This window comes from Labedella endophytica (assembly GCF_003990045.1).
Lineage (GTDB): Bacteria > Actinomycetota > Actinomycetes > Actinomycetales > Microbacteriaceae > Labedella > Labedella endophytica.
On sequence record NZ_RZGZ01000002.1, the window covers coordinates 850,872 to 876,950 of the forward strand.

At 69.7% G+C, this 26,079-nt stretch carries 21 protein-coding genes; 5 read left to right on the plus strand and 16 right to left on the minus strand.

From position 1 onward, the window contains the following. Nucleotides 1-13: 13 nt before the first annotated feature. From ELQ94_RS07555 to ELQ94_RS07570, 4 genes are read right to left on the minus strand one after another with little or no spacing between them, the layout of a single operon-like run. The gene (locus ELQ94_RS07555; protein WP_127048789.1) at nucleotides 14-1,057 is read right to left on the minus strand and encodes a hypothetical protein; all 1,044 of its coding nucleotides are present in this window, start codon (nucleotides 1,055-1,057) and stop codon (nucleotides 14-16) included. Further along, the gene (locus ELQ94_RS07560) at nucleotides 1,054-2,313 is read right to left on the minus strand and encodes a sensor histidine kinase (RefSeq protein ID WP_127048791.1); all 1,260 of its coding nucleotides are present in this window, start codon (nucleotides 2,311-2,313) and stop codon (nucleotides 1,054-1,056) included. The genes ELQ94_RS07555 and ELQ94_RS07560 overlap by 4 nt, the downstream gene beginning before the upstream one ends. Further along, the gene (locus tag ELQ94_RS07565; protein WP_127048793.1) at nucleotides 2,303-2,959 is read right to left on the minus strand and encodes a response regulator transcription factor; all 657 of its coding nucleotides are present in this window, start codon (nucleotides 2,957-2,959) and stop codon (nucleotides 2,303-2,305) included. Before ELQ94_RS07565 ends, ELQ94_RS07560 begins: the two co-directional genes overlap by 11 nt. A gap of 15 nt (nucleotides 2,960-2,974) precedes the next feature. Continuing rightward, complete coding sequence (locus ELQ94_RS07570) at nucleotides 2,975-4,225, minus strand: class I SAM-dependent RNA methyltransferase (RefSeq protein WP_127048795.1); 1,251 nt, start codon at nucleotides 4,223-4,225, stop codon at nucleotides 2,975-2,977. A gap of 42 nt (nucleotides 4,226-4,267) precedes the next feature. On the opposite strand from ELQ94_RS07570, the gene ELQ94_RS07575 reads away from it, so the two are divergent. The 3 genes from ELQ94_RS07575 (at nucleotide 4,268) to ELQ94_RS07585 (ending at nucleotide 7,909) form a co-directional block, all read left to right on the plus strand. Further along, nucleotides 4,268-4,921 carry a Maf family protein gene (locus ELQ94_RS07575; protein ID WP_127048797.1) on the plus strand — a complete coding sequence of 218 codons (654 nt, stop codon included), beginning with the start codon at nucleotides 4,268-4,270 and terminating at the stop codon, nucleotides 4,919-4,921. Between the two features lie 104 nt (nucleotides 4,922-5,025). Continuing rightward, nucleotides 5,026-6,795 carry an acetyl/propionyl/methylcrotonyl-CoA carboxylase subunit alpha gene (locus tag ELQ94_RS07580; protein ID WP_127048799.1) on the plus strand — a complete coding sequence of 590 codons (1,770 nt, stop codon included), beginning with the start codon at nucleotides 5,026-5,028 and terminating at the stop codon, nucleotides 6,793-6,795. A gap of 169 nt (nucleotides 6,796-6,964) precedes the next feature. Next, the gene (locus ELQ94_RS07585) at nucleotides 6,965-7,909 is read left to right on the plus strand and encodes a hypothetical protein (RefSeq protein ID WP_127048801.1); all 945 of its coding nucleotides are present in this window, start codon (nucleotides 6,965-6,967) and stop codon (nucleotides 7,907-7,909) included. A gap of 51 nt (nucleotides 7,910-7,960) precedes the next feature. On the opposite strand, the gene ELQ94_RS07590 is transcribed toward ELQ94_RS07585, so the two are convergent. Then, complete coding sequence (locus tag ELQ94_RS07590; protein ID WP_127048803.1) at nucleotides 7,961-9,397, minus strand: NAD(P)H-quinone dehydrogenase; 1,437 nt, start codon at nucleotides 9,395-9,397, stop codon at nucleotides 7,961-7,963. Nucleotides 9,398-9,545: 148 nt separating this feature from the next. On the opposite strand from ELQ94_RS07590, the gene ELQ94_RS07595 reads away from it, so the two are divergent. Both ELQ94_RS07595 and ELQ94_RS07600 read left to right on the plus strand, forming a co-directional pair. Next, nucleotides 9,546-10,379 (plus strand): purine-nucleoside phosphorylase, encoded by an 834-nt coding sequence (locus ELQ94_RS07595; RefSeq protein WP_127048805.1) that lies wholly within the window; start codon nucleotides 9,546-9,548, stop codon nucleotides 10,377-10,379. Beyond that, nucleotides 10,376-12,055 (plus strand): phospho-sugar mutase, encoded by a 1,680-nt coding sequence (locus ELQ94_RS07600; protein WP_127048807.1) that lies wholly within the window; start codon nucleotides 10,376-10,378, stop codon nucleotides 12,053-12,055. Before ELQ94_RS07595 ends, ELQ94_RS07600 begins: the two co-directional genes overlap by 4 nt. A gap of 142 nt (nucleotides 12,056-12,197) precedes the next feature. On the opposite strand, the gene ELQ94_RS07605 is transcribed toward ELQ94_RS07600, so the two are convergent. The 11 genes from ELQ94_RS07605 to ELQ94_RS07655 all read right to left on the minus strand — a co-directional run bounded on the left by ELQ94_RS07605 (nucleotide 12,198) and on the right by ELQ94_RS07655 (nucleotide 26,046). Further along, complete coding sequence (locus ELQ94_RS07605; protein ID WP_127048809.1) at nucleotides 12,198-12,470, minus strand: PTS sugar transporter subunit IIB; 273 nt, start codon at nucleotides 12,468-12,470, stop codon at nucleotides 12,198-12,200. Next, complete coding sequence (locus ELQ94_RS07610) at nucleotides 12,467-12,928, minus strand: PTS sugar transporter subunit IIA (RefSeq protein WP_127048811.1); 462 nt, start codon at nucleotides 12,926-12,928, stop codon at nucleotides 12,467-12,469. The genes ELQ94_RS07605 and ELQ94_RS07610 overlap by 4 nt, the downstream gene beginning before the upstream one ends. A 108-nt stretch (nucleotides 12,929-13,036) precedes the next feature. Beyond that, entirely contained in the window at nucleotides 13,037-14,167 is a 1,131-nt protein-coding gene (locus ELQ94_RS07615; protein WP_127048813.1) for an adenosine deaminase, read from the minus strand. Nucleotides 14,168-14,217: 50 nt separating this feature from the next. Then, a complete protein-coding gene (locus ELQ94_RS07620; protein WP_127048815.1) occupies nucleotides 14,218-15,531 on the minus strand; it encodes a thymidine phosphorylase in 1,314 nt (437 codons plus the stop codon). 87 nt (nucleotides 15,532-15,618) lie between these two features. After that, nucleotides 15,619-16,044, minus strand: a complete 426-nt coding sequence (locus ELQ94_RS07625; protein WP_127048817.1) for a cytidine deaminase — start codon at nucleotides 16,042-16,044, stop codon at nucleotides 15,619-15,621. After that, nucleotides 16,041-17,351, minus strand: a complete 1,311-nt coding sequence (locus ELQ94_RS17435) for an ABC transporter permease (protein WP_127048819.1) — start codon at nucleotides 17,349-17,351, stop codon at nucleotides 16,041-16,043. Before ELQ94_RS17435 ends, ELQ94_RS07625 begins: the two co-directional genes overlap by 4 nt. After that, a complete protein-coding gene (locus ELQ94_RS07635; protein ID WP_127048821.1) occupies nucleotides 17,348-18,613 on the minus strand; it encodes an ABC transporter permease in 1,266 nt (421 codons plus the stop codon). The genes ELQ94_RS17435 and ELQ94_RS07635 overlap by 4 nt, the downstream gene beginning before the upstream one ends. After that, nucleotides 18,610-20,124 (minus strand): ABC transporter ATP-binding protein, encoded by a 1,515-nt coding sequence (locus ELQ94_RS07640; protein ID WP_127048823.1) that lies wholly within the window; start codon nucleotides 20,122-20,124, stop codon nucleotides 18,610-18,612. The genes ELQ94_RS07635 and ELQ94_RS07640 overlap by 4 nt, the downstream gene beginning before the upstream one ends. Nucleotides 20,125-20,289: 165 nt before the next feature. After that, nucleotides 20,290-21,378: a BMP family lipoprotein gene (locus tag ELQ94_RS07645; RefSeq protein ID WP_127048825.1), complete on the minus strand. Its 1,089-nt coding sequence runs from the start codon at nucleotides 21,376-21,378 to the stop codon at nucleotides 20,290-20,292. 166 nt (nucleotides 21,379-21,544) lie between these two features. Continuing rightward, complete coding sequence (locus tag ELQ94_RS07650) at nucleotides 21,545-23,266, minus strand: ABC-F family ATP-binding cassette domain-containing protein (RefSeq protein WP_243696913.1); 1,722 nt, start codon at nucleotides 23,264-23,266, stop codon at nucleotides 21,545-21,547. A 287-nt stretch (nucleotides 23,267-23,553) separates the two neighbouring features. Then, nucleotides 23,554-26,046, minus strand: coding sequence for a glycoside hydrolase family 65 protein (locus ELQ94_RS07655; protein ID WP_127050187.1), 2,493 nt, complete (start codon nucleotides 26,044-26,046; stop codon nucleotides 23,554-23,556). Nucleotides 26,047-26,079: the final 33 nt, after the last annotated feature.

Here is a 26,079-nt window from a genome sequence, read left to right on the forward strand (position 1 = left end):
CGGCGGCAGCGCCTCAGGCGAGCGTGCGAGGCACCTCTCGCCAGAGGTCGACGTCGTCGTCCGGGTCGTCGGAACCCGGCGCGGGCTTCGACAGACCGACGAGCGTCACCGCGGCGGCGGAGTCGATCGGCGCGGTGCGGATGATGAGCCTCTCCGTCTTCGTCTCGGCGACGGTCGAGGCGACGACCGCGAGCACCCGGTCGACGTCCACCTCGGGGAGCTCGTCCATCGTGCCCTCGTCCAGGAGGGAGACGGCGGTCCCCCGTCGTCGCGCCGCGAGCACCTCTCGGCGCACGTCGTCGTTGAGCAGTCGGCGACCGCGGATCTCGTCGCGGAGTCCTGCTTCCAGGAGTCGTGCCTCCTCGCGCTCCTCGACCGTGAGATCGCCTCCGGACAGCACGATGCGCCGCAACGTCGGTCCGGCGAGCCGTGACGCCTCGTCGAGACGACGTGCCCTCTCGGTGAAGTGGGCGTCCTGAGCGGCCTGCCAGTCCACGGCGGCCCTCTCCGCGAGCACGAGCTTCTCGGCGTCCCGGCCCGCACGGGCGAGGGCACGAGCGATGACGATCGAGAAGGAGACCCAGACGACGGATCCGGTGACCCCGATCTCCGCCGCCTGCTGTAGCCCGACCAGCAGGAGCGTCTCGCCCGGCTCGAGGGCCCCGGCCGCCCAGACGACCGACTGGACCGCGAGGAATGCCACCCCCGCCCAAGCCGTCCATTCCCTCCGGCGGGCGGCCGTGATCGTCATCAGCGTGCCGATGGAGGCGACGTGCCACGTCGCGTAGCCGTTGTTGCTCCCGGGATCGAGCTCGCTCGTGACGAGGAGACTGAGCGCGATCGACGTCGCGAGGTTGAAGAAGCCGAGCCACAGGGGCATCTGGACAGGCGACGTCGGCCACAGGCTCATCGTCGTCGCCACGATATAGAGGACCATCGCGGCGACACTCGGCCACGGTGATTCGGGCACCGAGAGCGTGACGACGCCGCGGAAGACGTGGTACAGGGAGAAGAGGCCGGCGAGCGCGAGCATCGTGTACCGGCTGACGCGGATCATGTCCGGTCCCCCGCCCGGGGCGGCGCCCAGGAGAGGCGCACCGTCGTGCCACGTCCGACCGCCGAGTCGACGACGGCCGCCCCGCCGATCGACGCCATCCTCTCGACGATCGACACGCGCACACCGAGCCGGCCGGGTTCGACCTGGGCGGGATCGAAGCCCTCCCCGTCGTCGGTGATCGTGATCTCCACGGCGGACGGACCCGTCGCGCGCACCGTGACGGCTCGTTCGACCGCGTCACGGCCCGCGTGCTGGATGCTGTTCTGCATGGCCTGGGTCGCGGCGAGGACCATCGCCTCGGCGACGACGGAGGGGACGACGCGCTCACGCGTGCCGAGCGACGACACCGCGATGGTCCGTTCCATGGACACCGCCGCCGTCGCGAGCGCGGAGGCGAGCTCCCCGGTCGTGACGACCGCGTCGCTGTCGATGGGCGCGAGCCCGGCATCCCGGAAGTGCGCGAGAGCCTTCACCGCGAGAGCGGTGGCGGCGCGCGCCTGCGCGGGAGACGCGGCGCGATCCGCCGCTTGCAGGGCCGCGAGAACGCTGTCGTGGACGATCGCGTCCACCTCCACCCGCTCGGCCTCGACGGCGTGGAGTCGGACGGCCTCGTCGTACCGGGCGAGGGCTGCGTCCCGCGCGAGGTCGACGCCCACGGCGGACCGCCGGAACGTCACACCCACGACGAGCACCACGAGCCCGATGATGATGCCGTAGGAGGCGTCGAACACCCCGAGCGTCCACTGATCCGGCGCGTTCGTCGATGCTCGGACGACGCCGTAGAGCATCGGCGAGACGAGCGTGTAGACGACCGCCGCCCGGATGCTCATCGCATAGACCGCACAGGCGCCGGCGACCGTGAGGAGATACCAGACCCAGGGCTCCTGGGTTTCCGCCCCCGGGGTGTCGACGACGAACGGCCACAGCACGAGGACGATCACGTAGAGCCAGCAGAGGATGAGGCTCGCGATGCGCATGCCCCGCAACCGGAGCGAGGCGACGAGCAGCCAGAGGATCGCTGCGGCCATCACCACCATGACGACGACGCCGCCCGGCCGAGCGGTCGACGACGGGTCGAGCAACCCGATGACGATCGCCTGGGCACCGAAGACGATCGTGCCGAGACCGACGGTGCGGGTGAAGAGCTCGTCGACGCGTTGAGAACTGAAGACCCTCCGGCCGGAGACCTCGGCGCGCGAGGCGATCGTCGCCGCGATGCTCGCCGGGGGGCGGACGAGGGGTGGGTCAGTCGCCATCCGCGTGACCGGGGTTCAGCTCCGGGAGGATGCCGTCCTCCACGGCACGGCGGAGGAGATCGACCTTCGTCGGGGCTGGTCTCCCCACCTCGACGTACTTGCTGCGGATGCGCCCGAGGTGCTCCTTCGCCGTGGAGACGGCGATACCGAGTTCGAGCGCGACCTGCTTGAGCGGGAGTCCGGACGCGTAGAGGTGCAGGACGTCGCGTTCCCGCCGCCCGAGCTGCACCGTCGCGAACTCGCTGTCGGCATCGATCGCGCTGGCCCATTCGAGGTTGTTCAGGACACCGCCGGCCGCGACGGTCGCGATGGAATCGACGACGACCTCGGTCGGGGACGCCTTCGGGATGACCCCGGCGACGCCGGCTGCGAGTGCCTCGCGCACGCTCGCGACCCGGTCGGCGATGCTGTGGATGAGGACGGCGGCTCCCGTGGAGTGGGCGCGCTGCACGTTGCTCGTGATCGTCGAGCCGTCCTCGAGCGAGAGGTCGAGGACCACCACGTCGACGGGCTGCTCGGCCGCCTGACGGACGAAGGCGTCGACGGTCGAGACGCTGTGCACGACCTCGTAACCCGCCATGGCGCACACGGCGGAGACACCCAACCGGACGGACTCGTGGTCGTCGATGATCGCTACCCGTACCATGCGCTCATCGTAGCGTCACGGACGACCGTTCCCGGCGCGCACGAACGTCGCGACGGCCTCCACGTGGTGTGTGTGGGGGAAGAGGTCGAACGCACGGAGCGCGACGAGTTCGTAACCGTCCTCCCCGAGCGTCCGCGTGTCGCGTGCGAGCGCGACCGGATCGCACGCGACGTAGACGATCTGCGCGGGGGCGAGGGCGGTCACCGACCGCACGACCGCGGTGCCGGCGCCCGAGCGGGGCGGGTCGAGCACGATGGTCGCGTCGCGGTAGCGGTGGGTGCCCGCATCGCCACCGATCTGGCGGAGGAAACGATCGACGCGCGCCGTCACCGCGCGGCCGCCGAGGACATCCGCCAGGTTCTCCGCGGCGTGGTCGGTCGCCGAGGATTCCGACTCCACCGTGGTGATCCGGATGTCGCGACCGAAACGATCGGCGAGCGTCCCGGCGAACAGACCGACGCCGCCGTAGAGATCGAGGTTCGGGGCCGAGGGATCGAAGCGGGCAGGATCGACGGCGCCGGCGACGGCCCCGGCGAGGACCGACGCGGCCTCGCGGTGGACCTGCCAGAACCCGAGCGGGTCGAGGGTGTAGGTCCGATCGCCCACGACCTCGCGGAGCGGCCCTCCCCCGGCCACGCCGTCGACGGCGACGATGACCGCGTCGCTCGACTGCACCACGTCCACCGTCGTCGACCCCTCGAGGCGATCGTGCAGAGGCGCGGCCTCGGCGACGGCCGGCGACGCGAGGGGCAGGTCGTCGACCGGGATCACGCGATGCGATCGCACGGCGTACGGACCGACGCGCCCCTCGTCGTCGACGTGGAGGCTGACACGCGTGCGCCATCCCCTCCCGTCGCCGTTCGCGTCGCCCGGGGTCGGCTCCACGACCGTGCGAGTGGCCGGAACGGATTCGTCGAGGCCGCCGAATCGCACGAGCGCGTCCGAGAGCACCTCGCCCTTGAGCCGGCGCTGCGCGGGCAGCGCGATGTGCCCGAACTCGGCCCCGCCGGCCCGGTCGCCGGGATCGCGGTCGATGGACGCGGCGGACCACACGTGCTCGACGCGATCAGGGGACGCCTCGAGCACCTCGAGGGTCTCCGCGCGCCAGAAGCTCTTCTTGCGCGTGTCGACGATTCGGGCCCTGACCACCTCGCCGGGGATGGTGTCGGGCACGAAGATCACGCGCCCCTCGTGACGGGCCACGAAGACCCCGCCGTGAGCTACGTTGGTGATCGTCAGATCCACGATGTCGGGTGATTCGGCCATGCGTTCGAGCATGTCACAGCCCGAGCGCGAGAGGACCCTCCCCTGCTTCTGTACCTCGCCTCCACGTCCCCCGCGCGACTCGCGCTGCTCCGATCGAGCGGGATCGAACCGGTCGTCGTCCCCTCCTCCGTCGACGAGGACGCCGTTCTCGCCGCCGCGAGCGCCGAGCGTCCCCTCGCGCCGACCGAGGTGGTCTCCCTGCTCGCCCGCGCGAAGGCCGAGGCGGTCGTCGAGCACGTCCTGGCAACCGGCGACGGACCCGGACTCGTCCTCGGTGGCGACTCGATGTTCGAGCTCGACGGTGAGATCTACGGAAAGCCCCACACCCCCGAGCGCGCACGCGAGCGGTGGCGGCTGCAGCGCGGACGCACCGGCGTGCTCCACTCCGGGCATTGGCTCATCGACGTCGACCCGGCCAGCCGCACGACGAGAGGCGCCCGTGGAGACACGGCGGACGCGAGCGTGACGTTCGCCGACGACATCTCCGACGGCGAGATCGATGCCTACGTCGCGACGGGCGAGCCCCTCGCCGTCGCCGGGGCATTCACGATCGACAGCCTCGGAGCGCCGTTCATCACCGCGGTGTCCGGCGATCCGTCGACCGTCGTCGGGCTCTCGCTCCCCACACTCCGGCGGCTCGTGCGCGAGTCCGGGTACGAGTGGACCGACCTCTGGAACCGCCGCGGAGCGCTCTGAGCCTGTCGTTCCCGGACTCTTTAGTCGATACCCACGCAGTGGGCAGCCATTTTTGTGTATGTTCCTCACAGCGTCGCGGCACGCTCCCCATAGACTCGTCTCTTGTGCCACGCATTACGAAGGTCCTCATCGCCAACCGGGGAGAGATCGCGGTCCGAGTGATCCGCGCCGCTCGAGACAGTGGAATCGGCTCCGTCGCCGTCTACGCCGATCAGGACAGGGACGCGCTCCACGTCCGCCTCGCCGATGAGGCCTACGCGCTCGGCGGCAGTACGAGCGCCGACACGTACCTCGTCATCGAGAAGATCCTGAGCGTCGCGCGCCGCTCCGGTGCGGATGCCGTCCACCCCGGCTACGGCTTCCTGGCTGAGAACGCGGACTTCGCGCGGGCCGTGATCGAGGCCGGGCTGATCTGGATCGGTCCGACCCCCGACGCGATCGAGAAGCTCGGCGACAAGGTGTCGGCCCGGCACATCGCCGAGAAGGTGGGGGCACCGCTCGCGCCCGGCACGCTCAATCCCGTCGCCGACGCCGCCGAGGTGCTCGAGTTCGTCGACGCCCACGGTCTCCCCGTCGCGATCAAGGCGGCGTACGGCGGCGGCGGACGCGGACTCAAGGTGGCTCGTGAGCGCGAGGAGGTCGCCGAGCTCTTCGAGTCGGCCACGCGCGAGGCCGTCGCGGCGTTCGGTCGCGGCGAGTGCTTCGTCGAGAAGTACCTCGACAAGCCGCGCCACGTGGAGACCCAGTGCCTCGCGGACGCCCACGGCAACGTCGTCGTCGTGTCCACGCGGGACTGCTCCCTCCAGCGCCGCCACCAGAAGCTCGTCGAGGAGGCGCCAGCGCCCTTCCTCACCGACGAGCAGACCGCGGAGCTGTACCGCGCATCCAAGGCCATCCTCCGCGAGGTGGGATACCTCGGCGCAGGAACCTGCGAGTTCCTCATCGGCCAGGACGGCACGGTCTCCTTCCTCGAGGTCAACACCCGTCTGCAGGTCGAGCACCCCGTCTCCGAGGAGGTCACCGGCATCGACCTCGTGCGTGAGCAGTTCCGCCTGGCCGAGGGCGGCGTGCTCGATTACGACGACCCCGTGCCCACCGGACACTCCATCGAGTTCCGCATCAACGGAGAGGACCCGGGTCGCGGATTCCTCCCCCAGCCGGGACCCATCCACGTCTTCAAGACCTTCGGCGGGCCCGGCATCCGGCTCGACTCCGGTGTCACGGCCGGCGACAGCATCTCGGGGGCCTTCGACTCGCTGCTCGGGAAGATCATCGTCACGGGGCGCGACCGGGCGCAGGCGCTCGAGCGCAGCCGTCGAGCCCTCGACGAGTTCGAGGTCTCCGGGCTTCCCACCGTGCTCCCGTTCCACCGCCTCATCGTGCGCGACCCCGCGTTCACGGCGGAGGACGGCCGCTTCGGCGTGTACACCCGTTGGATCGAGACCGAGTTCGCCGGGGGGATCGAGCCGTGGGACGGCGAGATCGCCGACGGTGAGCCAGCGGCCGAGCGTCACACGGTCGTCGTCGAGGTGGCGGGGAAGCGACTCGAGGTGAACCTCCCCCAGGCCCTCCTGCCCACGTCGACACCGCGCGGACGCAGCGCGACGCCGCCGCCGCGTCGCGGCTCGTCCGCGGCGACCTCCGCCGCCGCCACGGGTGACGACGTGAAGGCCCCCATGCAGGCGACGATCGTCAAGGTCGCGGTCGAGGAGGGCCAGACCGTCGTCAAGGGCGACCTCCTCCTCGTGCTCGAGGCGATGAAGATGGAACAGCCCATCGTCGCGCACAAGGACGGCACGGTGACCTCCCTCACGGCCCCCACCGGCCAGACCGTCTCGTCGGGCCACCGCCTCCTCTCCCTCCCCTCCGCCTAGCGCCCCCTGACCCCCTAAAAACTTCCTATGTACTCGAATTTTCGAGCACATAGGAAGTTTTTAGGGGGAGGAGGGAGAAGGTGTCATCCACAGGCTCCGCGAGGTCGAATCTTCCCCATTTCGCTGAGCACGCCGACTGAGCGGACGCCCCGCACGGCACTCTCCACGGATGGAAGACGAACCACTCATCATCCGGCGCCGCGATCGGATCGCTCGCGGCGACTCCATCAGCGATCTCGATCGGTCCCTCCGACACGGTGAGCTACTTTCCGTCGCGCCTGGCGCTTACATCCGAGGGGACGTTTGGCGAGATCTGGACCCGAGAGCGCGTCACCGTCTTCGCGTACTCGCGTCTCTCGAACGGCTCAGGTCCGAGGCAGTACTCTGCCACTTTTCGGCGGCAGCCCACTGGGGACTGGACATCTGGCAACGGTGGCCATCGACGGTCGACATCCTTGTCGCCGACGGGGGCCGCTCGTCTGGATCATTCAGGCGGCACAGCGGAGCCGCGGGGCGTCATGAAACGGTGGCCCTCGGCGACTTCCGGGTGACGACCGTCGCGCAGACGGCCGTCGACATCGCCCTCGTTGTTCCGTTCCACGAGGCCGTCGTCACAATGGACAGCGCCCTGAGATTGAGAAGAGATGGCACGGTGGCCACATCGAAGGCTGAGCTTCTCGCAGCGGCCGAACGGATGCGTGGTGTCCCCGGATCCCGGCGTGCGGCTTCGGCCGCGAACTTCGCCACTCATTTGGCCGAATCACCCTTGGAATCGGTGAGCCGGGTTCGGATCATGGAGGCCGGCTTCCCCGAGCCGCGGCTCCAGGAACCCTTCAGCGGAGCAGACGGGTTCCGCGCCGTCGTCGACTTCTGGTGGCCTGATTTCGGCGTCATCGGAGAGGCCGACGGTCGCCTCAAATACGGCGGCTCGGCGGACTCTGACCCTCAGGGAGCACGGCAAGCGGTCATCGCGGAGAAGAATCGCGAGAACACCCTTCGCCGCCTGAGCTCAGGATTCGCTCGCTGGGAGCACAACGATGTGGTTCGCCCGGGTCGGCTCAGCTCCATCCTGCTGACCGCTGGCCTCCGCACGTCACGACGCTCCCCCTACTGAAAACTTCCTATGTGCTCGAATTTTCGAGCACATAGGAAGTTTTTAGGGGGGTTAGAGGACGATGTGGAGGGCCTTGGCCGCGTCGGTGATGCTGCCGGTGAGGGAGGGATAGACGGCGAAGGCACGGGCGACCTGGTCCACGTTCAAGCGGTGCTCGACGGCCAGGGCCAGGGGGAAGATCAGCTCCGACGCCTTCGGGGCGACGATGACACCGCCGATGACCGTGCCCGAGCCGGTGCGGGCGAAGAGCTTCACGAAGCCCTCCTTGATACCCATCATCTTCGCTCGCGGGTTCGACGCGAGCGGCAGCTTGTAGATGTCGCCCTGGGCGATCCCGTCCTCGATCTGCTTCTGCGTCCACCCCACGGTCGCGATCTCGGGCTGCGTGAAGATGTTCGCGGAGACGTTCCGCAGCTCCGTCGGCGTCACGGCGTCACCCATGGCGTGGAAGATCGCCGTGCGACCCTGCATCGACGCGACGGAGGCGAGCGGCAGGAACGTCGTGCAGTCGCCGGCGGCGTAGATGTTCGGCACCGAGGTGCGCGCGACGCGGTTGACGCGGATGTGCCCGCTCTCGGACATCTGCACACCGGCCTGCTCGAGACCGATCCCCGCCGTGTTCGGAACCGCACCGATCGCGATGAGGCAGTGGCTGCCCTCGACGGTCCGTCCGTCCGACAGGGTCACGACGATGCCCTCGCCCGAGCGGACGACCGACTCGGCCCGCGACTTCGACAGGACCGTCATGCCGTTGCGCTTGAACACCCGCTCGATCACCGCGGCCGCGTCGGCGTCCTCACCAGGGAGCACCTGGTCGCGGCTCGACACGAGGGTGACCTCCGAGCCGAGCGCACGGTAGGCGGAGGCGAACTCGGCACCGGTCACACCGGAGCCGACGACGACGAGGTGGTCGGGAATGGCGGACAGGTTGTAGAGCTGCGTCCACGTGAGGATGCGCTCACCGTCCGGGATCGCGGTCGGGAGGATCCGCGGACTCGCGCCGACGGACACCACGACGGTGTCGGCCTCGATGCGGTCGAAGTCCGTGCCGGCGCCGCCGGGTTCGGTCGAGACGATGACGGCGTCGCGACCGTCGAGACGCCCCTCGCCGTTGATGATGCGGACCCCGTTGTCGAGCAGGTTGGATCGCATGTCTTCCGACTGCTGGCGCGCGAGCCCGAGGAGGCGTTTGTTCACGGCCGCGAGGTTCACTGCGACCTCGGGGCGGATCGGCTTGCCGTCGGCGTTGCGCCCGTAGAACTGCACGCCGAGCTCCGAGGACTCGCGGACGGCGATCGCTGCCTCCGCCGTCGCGATGAGGCTCTTCGATGGGACGACGTCCGTGATGACGGCCGACCCTCCGACCCCCTGACGCTCCACGAGGGTGACCTCGGCGCCCTGCTGAGCACCCGCGATCGCGGCCTCGTACCCGCCTGGCCCTCCGCCGAGTACGGCGATCCGCTGTTTCCGCTCAAACTCGTAAGCCATGCGTCGATTCTCGCAGCCCGGACACGCCCGCACCAATTCGACTCCCAGCCGCCGGATCCGTCGAGCGAAGGATCGATCCATCCCGGTCGGTGCGGACGCCTCCGGCTCGCGACGATGGCGGACGGGCGCCGACGATTAGAGTGGTGGGATGGCTGACTCTTCGTCGAATCCGTTGGACGCCCCGGGCGTCGACCCCTTCACCGTCGCGGCTCAGGCCGCCGAGCGCATCGCCGAGATCTCGGGCGTGGCGCGGCATGACATCGCCCTCACCCTCGGTTCCGGATGGGGCCGCGCCGCCGAGCTCATCGGCGAGACGGTCGCGACGATCCCCGCGACCGATGTGCCCGGCTTCTCGAAGCCCGCCCTCGAGGGTCACGTCGGCACCCTCACCTCGGTCCTGCTCCCGTCGGGCAAGCACGCCCTCGTCATCGGCGCTCGGACGCACTACTACGAGGGACACGGCGTGCGCCGCGTCGTCCACAGTGTGCGGACCGCAGCGGCGACGGGCGTCAAGACGATGATCCTCACGAACGGCGCCGGCGGGATCAAGGAGACGTGGACGCCCGGCACCCCCGTGCTCATCAGCGACCACATCAATCTGACGGCCGACTCGCCTCTCGAGGGAGCGACCTTCATCGACCTCACCGACCTCTATTCGGCCCGTCTTCGCGGCATCGCGCGCGAGGTCGCACCGGAGCTCGACGAAGGCGTCTACACGCAGTTCCGCGGACCGCACTACGAGACACCGGCAGAGGTGCAGATGGCGAAGGCCATCGGTGGTCACATCGTGGGCATGTCGACGGCCCTCGAGGCCATCGCCGCCCGCCAGGCCGGCATGGAGATCCTCGGGTTCTCCCTCATCACCAACCTGGCCGCCGGCATCCAGAAGACGCCCCTCAGCCACCAGGAGGTCATCGAGGCCGGCCGCGCGGCCGAGCCCGTCATCAGCGACCTCCTCGCCCGCGTCGTGGCCCGCCTGTGAGTGCCGGGCGTCTCGACCGCGCCAGGGCGTGGCTCGAGCAGGACCCGGACGCCGAGACGCGTGCCGAGCTCGAGGCTCTGATCGGCGCGGTCTCGAGCGGGTCGGCGGATGCCGAGATCGAGTTGGCCGACCGGTTCGACGCTCGCCTCGCCTTCGGGACCGCCGGGCTCCGCGGCGAGCTCGCCGCTGGACCGAATCGCATGAACCGCGTCCTCGTGACCCAGGCGGCCCGCGGGCTCGCGGACTGGCTCCTCGCATCCGGTCGTGACGCCTCCGTCGTGATCGGCTACGACGGACGGAAGAACTCCCGCGTCTTCGCCGAGGACACCGCACGGATCATGGCCGGCGCCGGCGTCCGGGCCGTCCTGCTCCCCCGCCTGCTGCCCACGCCCGTGCTCGCCTTCGCCGTGCGCCACGTCGACGTGGGCGCTGGCGTCATGGTGACGGCGAGCCACAATCCGCCGCGCGACAACGGCTACAAGGTGTATCTGGGCGGTCCCGACGAGGGGTCTCAGATCGTGTCGCCCGTCGATGCGGAGATCGCCGCCGCGATCGACGCCGTCGCGGCCGGTTCGATCGTCGATCTCCCCCGCTCCGACGACTTCGAGACCGCCGACGACACGGTCGTCGACGCCTACGTCGCGCGGACCGCGCAGGTCGCGTCCACTCGGCCGTCGGCTCAGCCGGTCGTCGTCTACACGGCCATGCACGGCGTGGGGTGGGAGACCACCGCGCGGGTGCTCGAGGAGGCCGGTTTCGACCGGCCGATCGTCGTCGAGCAGCAGCTCCACCCGGATCCCGACTTCCCGACGGTGGCCTTCCCCAATCCGGAGGAACCGGGCGCCCTCGACCTCGCGTACGAGACGGCCCGAGCACACTCGGCCGACCTGATCATCGCGAACGATCCGGATGCCGACCGCCTCGCCGTCGCGATCCCGGATCACTCGGATCCGACGGGCTACCGGCGCCTGACCGGCAACGAGGTCGGCGCCCTGCTCGGATGGCGGGCCGCGGAGTCGCTCTCCTCCCGCGACGAGGGGGCTCCCGAGGGAACCCTCGCCTGCTCCATCGTGTCCTCCCCCGCACTCGCTGCGGTCGCCCGGCGCTACGGGTTGGAGTTCGCCGACACGCTCACGGGCTTCAAGTGGGTCTCGCGCGCACCCGGCCTCGTCTTCGGCTACGAGGAGGCCCTCGGGTACCTCGTCAATCCGGAGACGGTACGTGACAAGGACGGCATCTCCGCCGCGGTCGCCTTCTTGGACCTCGCCGCCCGGCTCGCGGCCGACGGTTCGGACGTCGCTCGCCGACTCGACGCGTTCAGTGAGACGTTCGGTCACTTCGCGAGCGACCAGGTGTCCGTGCGGGTCGACGATCTCAGCCGCATCACCGCGACCATGTCGAGGCTCCGCGAGTCGCCGCCGAGCGAGATCGGAGGCGTGCGCATCGATCGGGTCGACGACCTCGTCGACGGCTTCGGCTCACTCCCCCCGAGCGACGTCTTGCGGTTCCACCTCGGCGACGGTTCGCGCGTGATGGTGCGGCCGAGCGGGACCGAGCCGAAGCTCAAGGTCTACATCGACGTCTCGAGCGAGACCGGGACCCTCGCCGAGCGCATCGTGGACGCCGAGGCCCGCCTCGCGATCCTCCGTGCGGGAGTCTCCGACCTGGTCGCCTGAGGCGGCTGGTCGCCCCGGCGGCAGGTCGCCCCGCGCGGCAGGTCGCCTCACACGGCCCGGGCCGAGCCGGATACCGCCGAGCGGGAGAGGCACGCGACTCGGCCGAGCTGCCTCAGCCGAGGGCGCCTCAGCCGAGGGCGCCTCAGCCGAGGGCGTCGAAGAGCTTCTGCTCGATCTCCGCGAGGTCGACGTAGCTCTGGACCACGACGATATCCGCCCAGGTGGGCGGGATCCGGTCGACGAGTTCGGGGGATGTGAGGATGATCTGCGCGTCCGCCGCCGTGGTCGCGAGCGACGCGATGTCGGACGCCGTCACATCGGCTTCGATCTCGAGCCGCGCGAGCGCGCGCTCCGCGTTGACTTTGAGAATGCCGGACGTGCCCACCCCGGCACCGCACACGGCCACGATCTTCATGAGACGTCCCTCGTCGTTCCCTGCAGGATGAGATCGATGGCGGCCGACGGCTCGGTGGCCATGCTGAGCGCCGGGACGAGGCCGGGATCGTTGAACGCGTTGGCAAGATCGGCGATGCCCGTGACGTGGGCGTCGGCCGTCGTCACCGCGAGCCCGATGACGACGCTCACCGGATCGTTGTGGGCGTGGCCGAAGGAGACGGGCTCGGCGAGGGTCACGAGCGACAGACCGTCGGCGCGCACGTCGTCACCGGGGCGGGCATGCGCGAGCGCGAGACCCGGGGCGATCACGACGTAGGCGCCGAACTCGTCGATGACGTCGATCATGCGCTGCGTGTACGACGGTTCGACCGAACCACCGGCGATGAGCACGTCACCTGCTGCCCGCACCGCGCCGCGCCAGTCCGTCACGACGGCACCGAGCCGGATGGAGGCGGGGGTGAGCGGGGGCAACGGCATCTGCGGATCCTGAGGTCGATGAGTCACGACGTGGGTGGACGTCTGAGTCCAGGGTACTGCTCGCACGCCGAACGTTTGCTGTCCATCAACAGCCCCGACGGGTGGCGCTCAGGCGCCCTCGTTGTCCGCCGCCTCGAACCCGGCGGAGATGCGCTCGGAGAGCTCCTCACGCTCCTCGAGAGGCAGGAACGCCGATGCGGCCGCGTTGAGCTGGAACGACTCCAGATCGCGGAGGTCGTAGCCGAACGCATCGCCGAGCAGGCCCAGTTCGCGTGTCAGGGTCGTGGCGCTCATCGTGCGGTTGTCCACGTTCACCGTGACGCGGAACCCGAGCTGGTAGAGCAGATCGAACGGGTGGTCGTCCATCTCGTCTCCCCAGCGCTCGATGGCTCCGGTCTGGAGGTTCGATGACGGGCTCAGTTCGAGCACGATCTCGCGGTCCTTCACCCACTGCGCGAGACGGCCGAGCGAGACGTAGACGTTCTCGTCGTCGCTGCGCTCGATCGTGATGTCCTCGGCGATCCTCACGCCGTGCCCGAGACGCAGCGCACGGCCGTCGAACAGGGCCCCGCGGATCGAGTCGAGGCCGTCGGCCTCGCCCGCGTGCACCGTGACGGGGAAGTACTCGGACGCGAGGTAGTCGAAGGCCGCGCGCTGGCGGCTCGGCGGGAATCCGGCCTCCGCCCCGGCGATGTCGAAGCCGACGACGCCGCGGTCCCGGTGTCGCACGGCGAGCTCAGCGATCTCGAGACCGCGATCGGCGTGGCGCATGGCCGTGACGAGCTGCCCGATCCGGATGTCGCGCCCGTCGCGAACAGCATCGTCGATCGCCTCGTCGATGCCGGCCTGCACGGCCACGACGGTCTGGTCGAGGCTCAAGCCGCCCTGGAGGTGCTGCTCGGGCGCCCACCGGATCTCCCCGTACACGACGCCGTCGTCCACGAGGTCCTCGACGAACTCCCGGGCGACGCGACGCAGTCCCTGCTCCGACTGCATGACGGCGATCGAGAGGTCGAACGTCTTGAGGTAGTCCGGGAGGTTGCCCGCCGAACAGGAGTCGACGAACCAGTCGGCGAGGTCCTCCGCCTCCGTCGCGGGGAGGTCGAGGCCGATCTGCTCCCCCAGCTCGATGATCGTCTGCGGGCGGAGTCCGCCGTCGAGGTGGTCGTGCAGCGAGACCTTCGGGAGGTCCCGGATGTCGATGCCGTCGGAATAGTAGTCGTCGTCGCTCGTGCTCACCCGCTCAGCGTACCCCGGGAGGACCGCCGCCCGGGGGACGGAACCGGCTCTCAGCCGATGCGCTGACGCACGAGCGGCCCGCGCTCGACGACCGTTCCGGCCGGCGCGATCTCCCAGGCGCCCTCGACGGCGGCGAGGGCACGCTCGAAGCGCGAGTCGTCGTCGGCGGAGAGGGTGAACAGGGGCTGGCCCGCGACGACGGAGTCTCCGGGCTTCGCGTGCAGGTCGATCCCCGAGGCGTGCAGAACCGGGTCCTGCTGACGCGCGCGACCGGCGCCGAGGCGCCAGGCTGCGCTGCCGAAAGGGAGCGCTTCCTGGCGACTGAGGACGCCGTCGCGGTCGGCCGTGACGGTGTGGGTCTCCCGAGCGACGGGAAGTGCCGCGTCGGGGTCCCCGCCCTGGGCCTCGATGGCTGCGCGCCACGAATCCATCGCCCGCCCATCGGCGAGGGCTGCCTCGACATCGGCGTCGGGCTGGCCGACGAGCGCGAGCATCTCGCGTGCGAGGGCGACCGTGAGCTCGACGACGTCGGCCGGTCCTCCCCCGGCGAGCACCTCGACGGACTCCCGTACCTCGTTGGCGTTGCCGATCGCGAGCCCGAGCGGCACGTTCATGTCCGTGAGGAGCGCCGACGTGGCGACGCCGGCGTCCGTACCGAGCTCCACCATCGTGCGGGCGAGCTCCTCCGCCTTCGCGTAGTCGGTCATGAAGGCGCCGGAGCCGAACTTCACGTCGAGCACGAGGGCCTCGGTGCCCTCGGCGATCTTCTTGGACATGATGCTCGACGCGATGAGCGGGATGGCCTCGACCGTGCCCGTGATGTCCCGCAGGGCGTAGAGCCGCTTGTCCGCGGGGGCGAGGCCGCTGCCGGCCGCGCAGATGACGCCGCCGACGTCGCGCAGCTGGGCGAACATCTGCTCGTTCGTGAGGTCCGCACGCCAGCCGGGGATCGACTCGAGCTTGTCGAGCGTGCCGCCGGTGTGGCCGAGTCCGCGACCCGAGAGCTGCGGCACGGCGACGCCGAAGGAGGCGACGAGCGGCATGAGCGGGAGGGTGATCTTGTCGCCGACCCCACCGGTCGAGTGCTTGTCGACGGTGCGCTTGCCGAGCCCCGAGAAGTCCATCCGCTCGCCGGAGGCGATCATCGCGAGGGTCATGTCGCGGATCTCGCGGCGGCTCATGCCGCGGATGAGGATCGCCATGGCGAGAGCGGACATCTGCTCGTCCGCGACGTAGCGCCGCGTGTAGGCGTCGATCAGCCAGTCGATCTCGGCGGTGGCGAGTTCACCGCCGTCGCGCTTGGTCCTGATGAGGTCGACGACGTCGAACGCCTCGATCCGTTCGGGGGCTGCGGAGTCCTTCATGGTGTGTCCTTTCGCGCCGGCCGCGAGCGCGGTCCGACGATTGCGCGCGTGGAGGTCAGCGCACGCGGAGGTCTGCGGTCGTTCGTGTCAGCGGGCGTAGGCGTCGAGGGTGCTCGGGCCGAACGCGTCGGGGAGCACCTCGTCGATCGTGCGCACACCGGAGACGGTCTCGAGGAGCATGCCGGGCGCCGCGTGCTCGAAGAGGAGCTGACGGCACCGTCCGCACGGCATGAGGATGTTGCCGTCCCCGTCCACGCAGGTGAACGACACGAGCTTGCCACCCCCCGTGAGGTGCAGCGTGGAGACGAGTGCGCACTCCGCGCACAGCGTGAGGCCGTACGAGGCGTTCTCCACGTTGCAGCCCGCGATGATGCGGCCGTCGTCGACGACGGCCGCAACGCCCACGGGGAACTTCGAGTACGGAACGTAGGCCTTCCGCATCGCGTCGGATGCGATGGCGCGCAGGCCCTCCCAGTCGACGTCGGCCGCGGGATGCGAGGAGGTGTCGGTCATGACTTGATGTACGGCTTTCCGGAGGCGGCTGGGCCACGCGCGTACCCCACGAGCCCGGCGACGGCGAGGATCGTGACGAGGTACGGCAGCATGAGCATGAACTCGCTCGGCACCGGCGAACCGATGGCGCCGAGCACGTTCTGAAGGTTGGTCGCGAAGCCGAAGAGCAGCGCGGCGAACGTGGCCCTGATCGGGTTCCAGCGTCCGAAGATGACGGCGGCGAGGGCGATGAAGCCGGCGCCGGCCGTCATGTCCTTTCCGAAGCTCGAGACGGAGTCGAGCGTGAAGTACGCGCCACCGAGCCCGGCGACGGCGCCCGCGAGGGACACGTTCCAGAACCGCGTCGCGTTGACCCGGATGCCCACCGTGTCGGCGGCCTGCGGGTGCTCGCCCACCGCGCGGAGCCGTAGGCCCCACTTGGTGTGGAAGAGCCCGACGTAGACGGCGATGACCGCGATGTACATGAGGTAGACGATGAGGGTCTGGCGGAAGAGCACCGGGCCGACGACCGGGATGTCGCTCAGCACCGGGATCGGGAAGCGCGGGAAGCGCGGAGCCGTGTTGAGCCCGGCCGTGTCCTGTGAGAGCACCGTCGAGTAGAGGAACGACGTGAGCCCGAGCACGAGCACGTTGAGCACGACTCCGACGATCACCTGATCCACGAGGTACTTGATCGAGAACGCCGCGAGCACGAAGCTCACGAGCACCCCGGCGACCATCGCGGCGATGAGACCGGCGAACGGGTTGCCGGTGATCGAGGCCACGAGCGCGGCGCAGAACGCACCGGCGAGGAGCTGGCCCTCGATCGCCACGTTCACGACGCCGACGCGTTCGGAGATGACACCGCCGAGCGCTCCGAAGATGAGCGGGGCGCTCAGGGAGACGGTCCCGAGGAGCAGGCCCGTCACGGGGATCGCCGCCCCCGCCGCCGCCCACGTCAGGAAGGCGAGGAGGAACAGGAAGGTGAACGCGACGATCGAGACGGCGAGGATCGCGCGACGGGCGCGCGACCCGAGGCGCGACCCCGCGACCGTGAGGCCGACGACCACGGCGGCGAGGAGAGCGAGCAGGACCGTGACCGTGAGGCCGGTCCCCCGGGCCGGGAGCACCCAGTCCGCGAGCTGAACGAGATCCGTGTCCGAGGACAGACGGAACGTCGTCGCGCCGTCCCGTCCGGCGACGACGAAGAGCACGGCGGCCACGACCACGAAGATCCCGAGTGCGATCGGCGCCTTCCAGCTGCGGATCTCGGTCGATTCGAGGGTCCCGGAGACGGGCGTCGTATCGGGGGTGGTGATGGTGCTCACTTGGCCTCGACCTCCTTCGTGACGATCGGGGTCGTGCGTCGCTTCCGCCTCGTGCCGTCCGGCAGGAAGAAGATGGCGCGCACGAGCGGCGGGGCCGCGATGAAGAGGACGATGAGCGACTGCACGATGGTGACGACGTCCACGGGCACACCTTCGGACGCCTGCATCGAGTAGCCGCCGGCCTTGAACGCGCCGAAGAGGATTCCGGCGGCGAAGATGCCCCACGGCCGCGAACGGCCGAGGAGCGCCACCGTGATGGCGTCGAATCCGATCCCCGCGTCGATGCCGGAGCTGAAGCCCGTCGGGACCGTTCCGAGCACCTGCATGACGCCGGCGAGGCCCAGGAGCCCGCCGGAGACGAGCATCGCGTAGACGTAGATGTTCTTGACGTCCATGCCGGCGACACGAGCGGCGTTGGGGTTCTCCCCCACCGCGCGGAAACGGAACCCGAGGCTCGAGCGGTTGAGCAACCACCAGACGAAGATCGTCGCGAGGATCACGAGGATGAATCCGGCGTGCAGCTTGTACGCGGGCCCGAAGAGCGCGGGGAAGATCGCCGTCTCGAGCATGGGCGGGGACTTCGGGTTCACCTGGTCCGGCGCCTGCAGGAGGCCCGGCGTCCGCAGCATGTACGACACGAGGTAGAACGCGACGTAGTTGAGCATGATCGTGAGGATCACCTCGTGCGCACCGGTCCGGGCCTTCAGCAGACCGACGATCCCTCCCCAGAGCGCACCACCGGCGATGCCGGCGACGATCGCGACGATGAGGTGGATGCCCCACGGGAGGTGGAACGAGAAGCCGACCCACCCGGCGGCGGCCGCGGCGATCAGCATCTGACCGCGACCGCCGATGTTGAACATGCCCACCCGGAACGCGAGCCCCACACCGAGTCCCGCGACGATGAGCGGCGCGGCGTAGGTGAGGGTGTCGGTGAGCGGACGGATCGCCGTCGCGAAGTCGTCGCGTCGGAAGTTGTAGACCGAGCCCTGGAAGAGCGCGACGTACGCGCCCGAGACGGCGTTCCAGATGGCGAGGAAGGTGTCCTGCGGACGGCTGAAGAAGTAGCCGGCCGCCTCCTGAACGTCCTCGTTCGTGAACGCGATGAGGATACCTCCGATGAGGAGGGCGAGGAAGACCGCGAGGATCGTGATGAGCACGTTCCCGCCGATGATCTCCTTGAGGATCGCGTTGGCGCGGGGCTGCGGGGCCGACGGCTCCGGCGTCGGGGAGGACGCCGTCGTCGTTCCGGCGGCGCTCACGCGGCGACCTCGGCGGGGCGCTCGCCGGCCATCATGAGACCGAGCACGTCGCGCGGGGTGTCGCCGGGGACGATGCCGACGATCGAGCCGCGGTACATCACGGCGATGCGATCCGCGAGCGCCACGACCTCGTCGAGCTCGGTCGAGACGACGATCACGGGAATCCCGGCGTCGCGGGTCTCGATCATGCGCTTGTGCACGAACTCGATCGATCCGACATCGATACCGCGCGTGGGCTGCGCGGCGATGAGGAGACGGAGGTCTCGGCTCATCTCCCGAGCGAGCACGACCTTCTGCTGGTTACCACCGGACAACCGGCCGGCGGCCGTCTGGATGGAGGGTGCGCGGATGTCGAACTCCTTCTTCTTCTCCTCGGCGAACTCGTCGAGGTGGTCGCGGCGCAACGAGCCGCGGGCGACGAAGGGCTCGCCGTGCGATCGGTCGAGCATGAGGTTCTCGGCGATGGTGAACTCGCCCACGAGGCCGTCGTGCGTGCGGTCCTCCGGCACGAATCCGACACCCGCGTCGAGCACGCGTCGCACGCTCAGGCCGGTGAGGGTCTCGGAGCCGAGGCTCACGCGACCGTTGACGCGGGGCTGGAGGCCCATGATGGCCTCGGTGAGCTCGGTCTGACCGTTGCCCTGCACGCCGGCGATCGCGAGGATCTCCCCTTCGCGCACGGTGAAGCTCACGTCGTTGACGACCTTGAGGCCGTTCGCGTCGATCACGTCGAGGTGCTCGACGACGAGGGCGGGTTGCCCCGGCGACGCCGGTCCCTTCTGGACCACGAGTTCGACGGCGCGACCCACCATGAGGGCGGCGAGCTCCGAGTTGCTCGCCGTCGGCTGGGCCTCCCCGACGACCTTCCCGAGGCGGATGACCGTGATGCGGTCGGCGACCTCGCGGACCTCGCGGAGCTTGTGGGTGATGAAGACGATGGAGGTTCCCTCGTCGCGCAGCTGGCGCATGATCGTCATGAGCTCGTCGGTCTCCTGCGGGGTGAGCACGGCCGTCGGCTCGTCGAAGACGAGCACCTGGGCGTCACGCGAGAGGGCCTTGATGATCTCGACCCTCTGCTGGACGCCGACCGGTAGATCACCGACGAGCGCATCGGGGTCGACGCTGAACCCGAAGCGGTCGGAGATCTCGCGCACGCGCGCTCGCGCGGCGTCGAGGTTGAGACGACCGCCGAAGGTCGTCTCCTCGTGGCCGAGCATGACGTTCTCCGCGACCGTGAAGACGGGGATGAGCATGAAGTGCTGGTGCACCATGCCGATGCCGGCGCGCATCGCATCACCGGGGCCCTCGAAGTGCTGGACGTCGTCGTCGAGCAGGATCTCGCCCTCGTCGGCCTGGTACAGGCCGTAGAGCACGTTCATGAGGGTGGACTTGCCGGCCCCGTTCTCCCCCAGGAGGCAGTGGATCTCACCGGGGGCGACCACGAGGTCGATGTGGTCGTTGGCCGTCAGAGCGCCGAAGCGCTTCGTGATGCCGCGGAGTTCGAGTTGCATTGGATGATCCTAAGCTGCCGGGCGCGCGGCTCCGGCGCGGAGGTCGAGCATCGACGGATGGCTCAATCGTAAGACGGACACGAGGGGGAGACCAGCCGACCGGCTGATCTCCCCCTCGAGAGCGGGTCGGTGGCGCCGCACGCGGCACCACCGACGTCGCAGGGACTACTCCGTGACGGGCGAGGCCGGCGAGGTGACCTCGATCGAGCCGTCGACGATACCAGCGGAGATCTCGTCGAGCTCGGCCTGGAGAGTGTCGCTCACCGTGTCCTCGAAGTCGTGGAACGGCGCGATGCCGACGCCCTCGTTCTCGAGCGTTCCGACGTACGGGCTGTTGTCGAAGTCGCCCTCGCCGGCGGCGGTGACGACGTCCTCGACGCCGGACGACATCTGCTTGAGGATCGAGGTGAGGAAGAACTCAGCACCCTCGGGGTAGGTCTCGTACAGGTCGGCGTCGACGCCGATCATCTTGACGTCCTTGCCGGAGTCGCGGATCGCCTCGATCGCGCTGATGAACACCGGTCCACCGACGGGGAGGAGGATGTCGGCGTTCTGGTTGATGAGCGTCGTGGCGAGCTGCTTGGCCGTGTCGTTGGCCTCGAAGCCACCGGTGAACGAACCGGTCTGGGCGTCGACGTCCCAGCCGACGACCTGCACGTCCGTGCCCTTCTGCTCGTTGTAGTAGGCGACGCCGTCGGCGAAGCCGTCCATGAAGATCGTGACGGTCGGGAACTGCTGTCCGCCGAAGGTGCCGACGACGCCGGTCTCCGTCGTGTCAGCCGCTGCGTAGCCGGCGAGGAACGCGGCCTGAGCCGTGTCGTAGATGATCGGCTTGACGTTGTCCGCCTCGATCGAGTTGTCGTCGAGCATGACGAACTCGACGTCGGGGTTGGCCTCGGCGGCCGCACCCGTCGCCTCGGCGAGCGCGAAGCCGACGGAGACGATGAGGTTGCAGCCCTCGTCGACGAGGCTCGTGATGTTCGGGGCGTAGTCGTCCTCGGTCTCGGACTGCACGTCGGTGACCTCGGCACCGAGCGTGTCGGCCGCGGCGACGATTCCCTCGAAGCTCGCCTGGTTGAACGACTTGTCGTCGAATCCGCCGGCGTCGGAGACGATGCAGGGGCTGAAGTCGCTCGCAGCGTCGCCGCCGCCTGAGCCGCTGTCCTCGGGCGCCTGGCCGCAGCCGGCGAGGAGCGCGATGACGCCGAGGCCGGCCATGCCGGAGACGGTGACCCGTCGGGTGGTGATAGTCAAGATGTCCTCCAAAAGAGTCCCCGGCAGGACGGCGGGGACGGATGCAGTCAGGTTACCCAATGCGACGATCCGCCCCGGACCTGGGGGCGTTCTCGCAACAGACTCGTTACATAGCGGTCCTCCCGCGGTGATTTGGTGCTCGACGGCGGTGCCCCGCACGCAGGCGTCAGACGGCCTGGCGGAGGGGCTCGCCCGGCGCGATGACGATCTCCTCGCCCATCCACCGCCGGCGCAGCCACCGATCGTGGCTCGCGATGACGACGGCCCCGGGGTAGGCGCCGAGCGCGTCCTCGAGATCGGTCGCGAGCGACAGGGAGAGGTGGTTCGTCGGCTCGTCGAGGAGGAACACGTGCGGCGGTCGCGCGAGGATGAGGGCGAGGGCCACCCGGCGCTGCTGCCCGATCGAGAGTCGGGCGATCGGCCGGTCGAGATCGAGCGACCCCACCAGACCGAGACTGTCGAGCGGAATACGGGCGGCGCGCTCCTCCCCCAGCACAGAGGCGTAGGCGGCCCGCGGCGAGGCCGCCGGATCGGCGAAGCGGACGTCCTGCTCGAGCAGCCCGATCCGCAGTCCCTTGCGTCTCACGAGACGGCCGCCGCGCGGTGCGACCGTGCCCGCGAGGAGCGCCAGGAGGGTCGATTTACCCGCTCCGTTGGGTCCCGTGACCAGCAGGCGCGTCTCCGGACGGACGTCGAGGCGATCGACGTGCAGCCGGCCGGGCACGCCGACGTCCCTCGCGGTCACGAGGGGCTCGCCGTCCGGGAGGGCGCCGAATCCAGCCGGGATCCCGGCGAACGTCAGGGGCGAGGGTGGAGCCTCGACGCGCTCGGTCTCGAGGTGCTCGATCCGCCGCTCGGCGTTTCCGATCCGCCGACTGACCTGTCGCTCGACGGTGCCGCCCTTGAATCCGACGTTGAACGTGTCGTTGTCCCGGCGGACTCCGTCGAACCGCAGGGCCTCCCCCGCGCCCGCGACGGTCGCGCGCAGGTCGCGCAGCCGCTGCTCCTCCTCCGCGAACCGGCGCTGCCAGCGCTCGCGCTCCGCCGCCTTGACGGAGAGATAGTCGCTGAATCCACCGCCGAAGGAGGCCACGCCCGCTCCCGTTCCGCGGGGATCCGTGGGGGTGCGCACGGGGTCGAGGTCGACGAGCCCCGTGGCGACCTCGTCGAGGAAGGCCCGGTCGTGACTCGCGAAGAGCACGGGACCGCGCCACGCGACCAGCTCGTCGCGGAGGAAGGCGACCGCCGCATCGTCGAGGTGATTCGTCGGCTCGTCGAGGAGGAGGGCGTCGGGCCGCGCGAGCAGGAGCCCGGCGAGGGCCAGCCGTGAGCGCTGGCCGCCGCTCACCTCCGACACGAGGAGAGAACGACCGAGATCGGCGACTCCGAGGGTGCCCAACACGACGTCGAGTCGGGCGTCGAGTGACCACACCTCGGCGCGCTCCGCCGCATCGAGCGCCGTGGCGTACCGCGCGTCCGCGCCGTCCGCACCATCGGCGAGCGCCTCGGCCGCCGCGGCGAGCTCGCGCTCGAGCGCCCGGATCTCGTCCGTGGCCGCGTCGAGGAGACAGCCGACCGTCGTCGACGCCGAGCGCGGCACCTCCTGCCAGAGGATCCCGATGCGACGCGGCACGGCGACGGTTCCGCCGTCCGGTTCGTCGATGCCCGCGATGATCCGCAGCAGGGTGGACTTGCCGGCACCGTTCTCCCCGATCAACCCCGTGCGCGCACCGGTCGGGACGACGAGCGACACGTCCGTGAGCACACGACGATCGCCGTACCGCCGGGAGACGCCGTCGAGCCGGATGTGGTCGAGCCGACCCACCGGACCGGCTACGGCCGGGGACGACGCCGCGGGGAGGGGTGATGCCGCGTGACGGGAGGACACGTGGAAAGAGGTCGTGGGAAGGGAAGAGGATCGCACCAGTGCACCGCCGTTGTCAGGTCGGGCATCGACTCCGTCCCTCGCGTTCGGCGATGGGAGGAGGGGGCTGCCCGAGAACCGATCGACCCGCCGGGCATGAGCTCTCGTGATGGACACGGAGCGCCGCGGACGCGGGGAGGGAGGGCGTTACAACTTCACGCGTCGACGCTAACACGACGACGCCGACGATCGGAAGGGCGGCATCCCCTGTCGAGGATGCCGCCCTTCCGGAACGCCAGGTTCGACCCGGCTCAGTCGCCGACATCGGCATCGTCGTCGCCAGCAAAGCTGCTGACCACCGGCAGGCTCGCCGTCATGAGCGTGCCGTCGTCGCGACGGGCGCGCGAGTGGATGCGCTGGGTGGGCTTGCCCGGAATCCGCGGTCCCTGGTCGCGCAGCGGCACGACGAGTTCCGACCCGGCCTCGACCGTGTAGTCGGTGCCCCTCACGGAGAAGTCCACCGAGTCGCCCTCGAGCACCGTGACGCTGAACTCGTTCGTCCGCACGCGCACGATGAGGCGGCTCCCGTGCCACATGAGGTTGAAGGCGAGCTTCGTCCACTCGGCGGGCAGGCGGGGATCGAAGGACAGCTTCCCGTCATAGTCCCGCATGCCGCCGAAGCCGCTGACGAGCGAGCTCCACACCCCGCCGGCCGAGGCGACGTGCACGCCGTCCGACGAGTTGTTGTGCAGGTCCGCGAGGTCGACGAAGAGGGAGTCCCTGAAGTAGTCGAGGGCCAGATCCTGGTACCCGATCTCCGCCGCGATGATGGACTGCACCGCGCCGGACAACGTCGAGTCGCCCGTGGTCAGCGGATCGTAGTACTCGAAGTCTGCGAGTTTCTCGTCGTGCGTGAACTCCCCTCCTTGGAGGAAGAGAGCGAGGACGACGTCGGCCTGCTTGAGCACCTGGAACCGGTAGATGACGAGCGGGTGGAAGTGCAGCAGGAGCGGCATCTGCTCCTTCGGTGTGTTCGCCAGGTCCCACACCTCCCGGTCGAGGAAGTGGGAGTCCTGCGGGTGGATGCCGAGCGCCTCCGAGTAGGGGATCATCATCGACTCCGCGATGCGCTCCCACTCCTCCACCTCGTCGGCGGAGAGCGACAGCCGCGCGGTCAGGATCGCGAAGCCCGAGGGGTCCGTCTCCTTCAGCTCCCGGACGCACTGCGCCGCGTAGCGCAGGTTGAACCGCGCCATCACGTTCGTGAAGAGGTTGTCGTTGACCACGGTGGTGTACTCGTCGGGCCCGGTCACCCCGTGGATGTGGAACGTCTCCGTCTCCTCGTCCACGATGCGCCAGAACCCGAGGGTCGTCCACAGCCGCGCGGTCTCCACGGCGATGTCGATGCCGCCGCGCTTCAGGAAGTCGGTGTCGCCGGTGGCGCGGACGTAGCGCGCGAGGGCGAAGGTGACGTCGGCGTTGATGTGGTACTGCGCCGTGCCGGCCGCGTAGTACGCCGACGCCTCTTCACCGCTGATGGTGCGCCACGGGAAGAGCGCACCGTCCTCGTTGAGCTGGCCGGCGCGCTTGCGGGCGGCCGGCAGCATCTGCTCGCGCATGCGGAGTGCGTTGCGGGCGAAGAGCGGAGTCGTGTAGCTCAGGAAGGGCAGGACGTAGATCTCGGTGTCCCAGAAGTAGTGCCCGCTGTAGCCGCTTCCCGTGAGACCCTTCGCCGGGATGCCGAGACCGTCGGCGCGCGCCGCCGCCTGCGCGAGCTGGAGGAGGTTCCAGCGCACGGCCTGCTGGATCTCCGGCTGGCCGTCGACCTCCACGTCCGACGCGGCCCAGTACACGTCGAGCCACTCGCGCTGCTTCTCACACTGCGCGTCGAGGCCCTCGGTGCGCGCGCGGTCGAGCGTGCGGCGGCACCGGTTGATGAGTTCCCGCGTGGGCGCGCCTCGCGACGAGTGGTAGCTCACGAACTTCGTGACGCTGATCGGGACACCGGCCTTCGCCTGCACGCGGTAGACGTTCTTCGCGATGTCCGGCTCGACGATCGTGCGGTGTACGTAGTCGTTGTCGGTCTCGATGGTGTGGTCGGCCGCGACGGCGACGGTCATGCCGGAGTTCGCGACGCGGTAGCTGAGAACGCTCCGGCCGCCGTCCTGCCAGTACTCCCCCGGCACGAGCACGCGCTCGGAGATCTTGTCGGTCTTGCGGGGGTCGAACGACTTCCCACTGCGCCCGGGGGCGCCGCCGTACTCGTCCTCGCCGTCCTGACGGTTGAGCATCTGGCACGAGATCGTCACGGGGGCGTCGGAGTCCTCGACCGTGACCTCCATCGTCATCACCGCGAGGTGGCGCTCGACGAACGACACCATGCGGGTCGTGCGCACGCGCACGCGCTTGCCGGCCGGGGTGAACCAGAGGAGCTCGCGCGACAGGACGCCGCTGCGGAAGTCGAGGGTCCGGGTGTAGTCGATGAGCTCGGCCTCGTCGAGCGAGAGCGGCTCGTCGTCCACGTAGAGGCGCATCACCTTCGCGTCCGGCGCGTTGACGATGGTCTGGCCCACCTCCGCGAAGCCGTAGGCCTGCTCGGCGTGCCGGATCGGCCAGGTCTCGTGGAGACCGTTGAGGAAGGTGCCGTGCTCGTGGGCCTTGCGCCCCTCCGCGTTGTTCCCCCGCATGCCGAGGTAGCCGTTACCGATGGAGAACAGGGTCTCCGCCTGGCCGGCCGAGTCGAGGTCGTACGTCTTCTCGACGAGCTTCCACGGGTCGACCGGGTAGCGTTCGCGGTCCATCATCGCCATGGGCGTGTCGTTCCTTCTGTCGTGAGG

What these genes read in the sequence shown, in the direction of transcription:
- ELQ94_RS07555 (WP_127048789.1), bottom strand. Translation starts at nt 1,057, where the DNA reads ATGATCCGCGTCAGCCGGTACACGATGCTCGCGCTCGCCGGCCTCTTC.
- ELQ94_RS07560 (WP_127048791.1), bottom strand. Translation starts at nt 2,313, where the DNA reads ATGGCGACTGACCCACCCCTCGTCCGCCCCCCGGCGAGCATCGCGGCG.
- ELQ94_RS07565 (WP_127048793.1), bottom strand. Translation starts at nt 2,959, where the DNA reads ATGGTACGGGTAGCGATCATCGACGACCACGAGTCCGTCCGGTTGGGT.
- ELQ94_RS07570 (WP_127048795.1), bottom strand. Translation starts at nt 4,225, where the DNA reads ATGGCCGAATCACCCGACATCGTGGATCTGACGATCACCAACGTAGCT.
- ELQ94_RS07585 (WP_127048801.1), top strand. Translation starts at nt 6,965, where the DNA reads ATGGAAGACGAACCACTCATCATCCGGCGCCGCGATCGGATCGCTCGC.
- ELQ94_RS07590 (WP_127048803.1), bottom strand. Translation starts at nt 9,397, where the DNA reads ATGGCTTACGAGTTTGAGCGGAAACAGCGGATCGCCGTACTCGGCGGA.
- ELQ94_RS07595 (WP_127048805.1), top strand. Translation starts at nt 9,546, where the DNA reads ATGGCTGACTCTTCGTCGAATCCGTTGGACGCCCCGGGCGTCGACCCC.
- ELQ94_RS07605 (WP_127048809.1), bottom strand. Translation starts at nt 12,470, where the DNA reads ATGAAGATCGTGGCCGTGTGCGGTGCCGGGGTGGGCACGTCCGGCATT.
- ELQ94_RS07610 (WP_127048811.1), bottom strand. Translation starts at nt 12,928, where the DNA reads ATGCCGTTGCCCCCGCTCACCCCCGCCTCCATCCGGCTCGGTGCCGTC.
- ELQ94_RS07620 (WP_127048815.1), bottom strand. Translation starts at nt 15,531, where the DNA reads ATGAAGGACTCCGCAGCCCCCGAACGGATCGAGGCGTTCGACGTCGTC.
- ELQ94_RS07625 (WP_127048817.1), bottom strand. Translation starts at nt 16,044, where the DNA reads ATGACCGACACCTCCTCGCATCCCGCGGCCGACGTCGACTGGGAGGGC.
- ELQ94_RS07640 (WP_127048823.1), bottom strand. Translation starts at nt 20,124, where the DNA reads ATGCAACTCGAACTCCGCGGCATCACGAAGCGCTTCGGCGCTCTGACG.
- ELQ94_RS07655 (WP_127050187.1), bottom strand. Translation starts at nt 26,046, where the DNA reads ATGATGGACCGCGAACGCTACCCGGTCGACCCGTGGAAGCTCGTCGAG.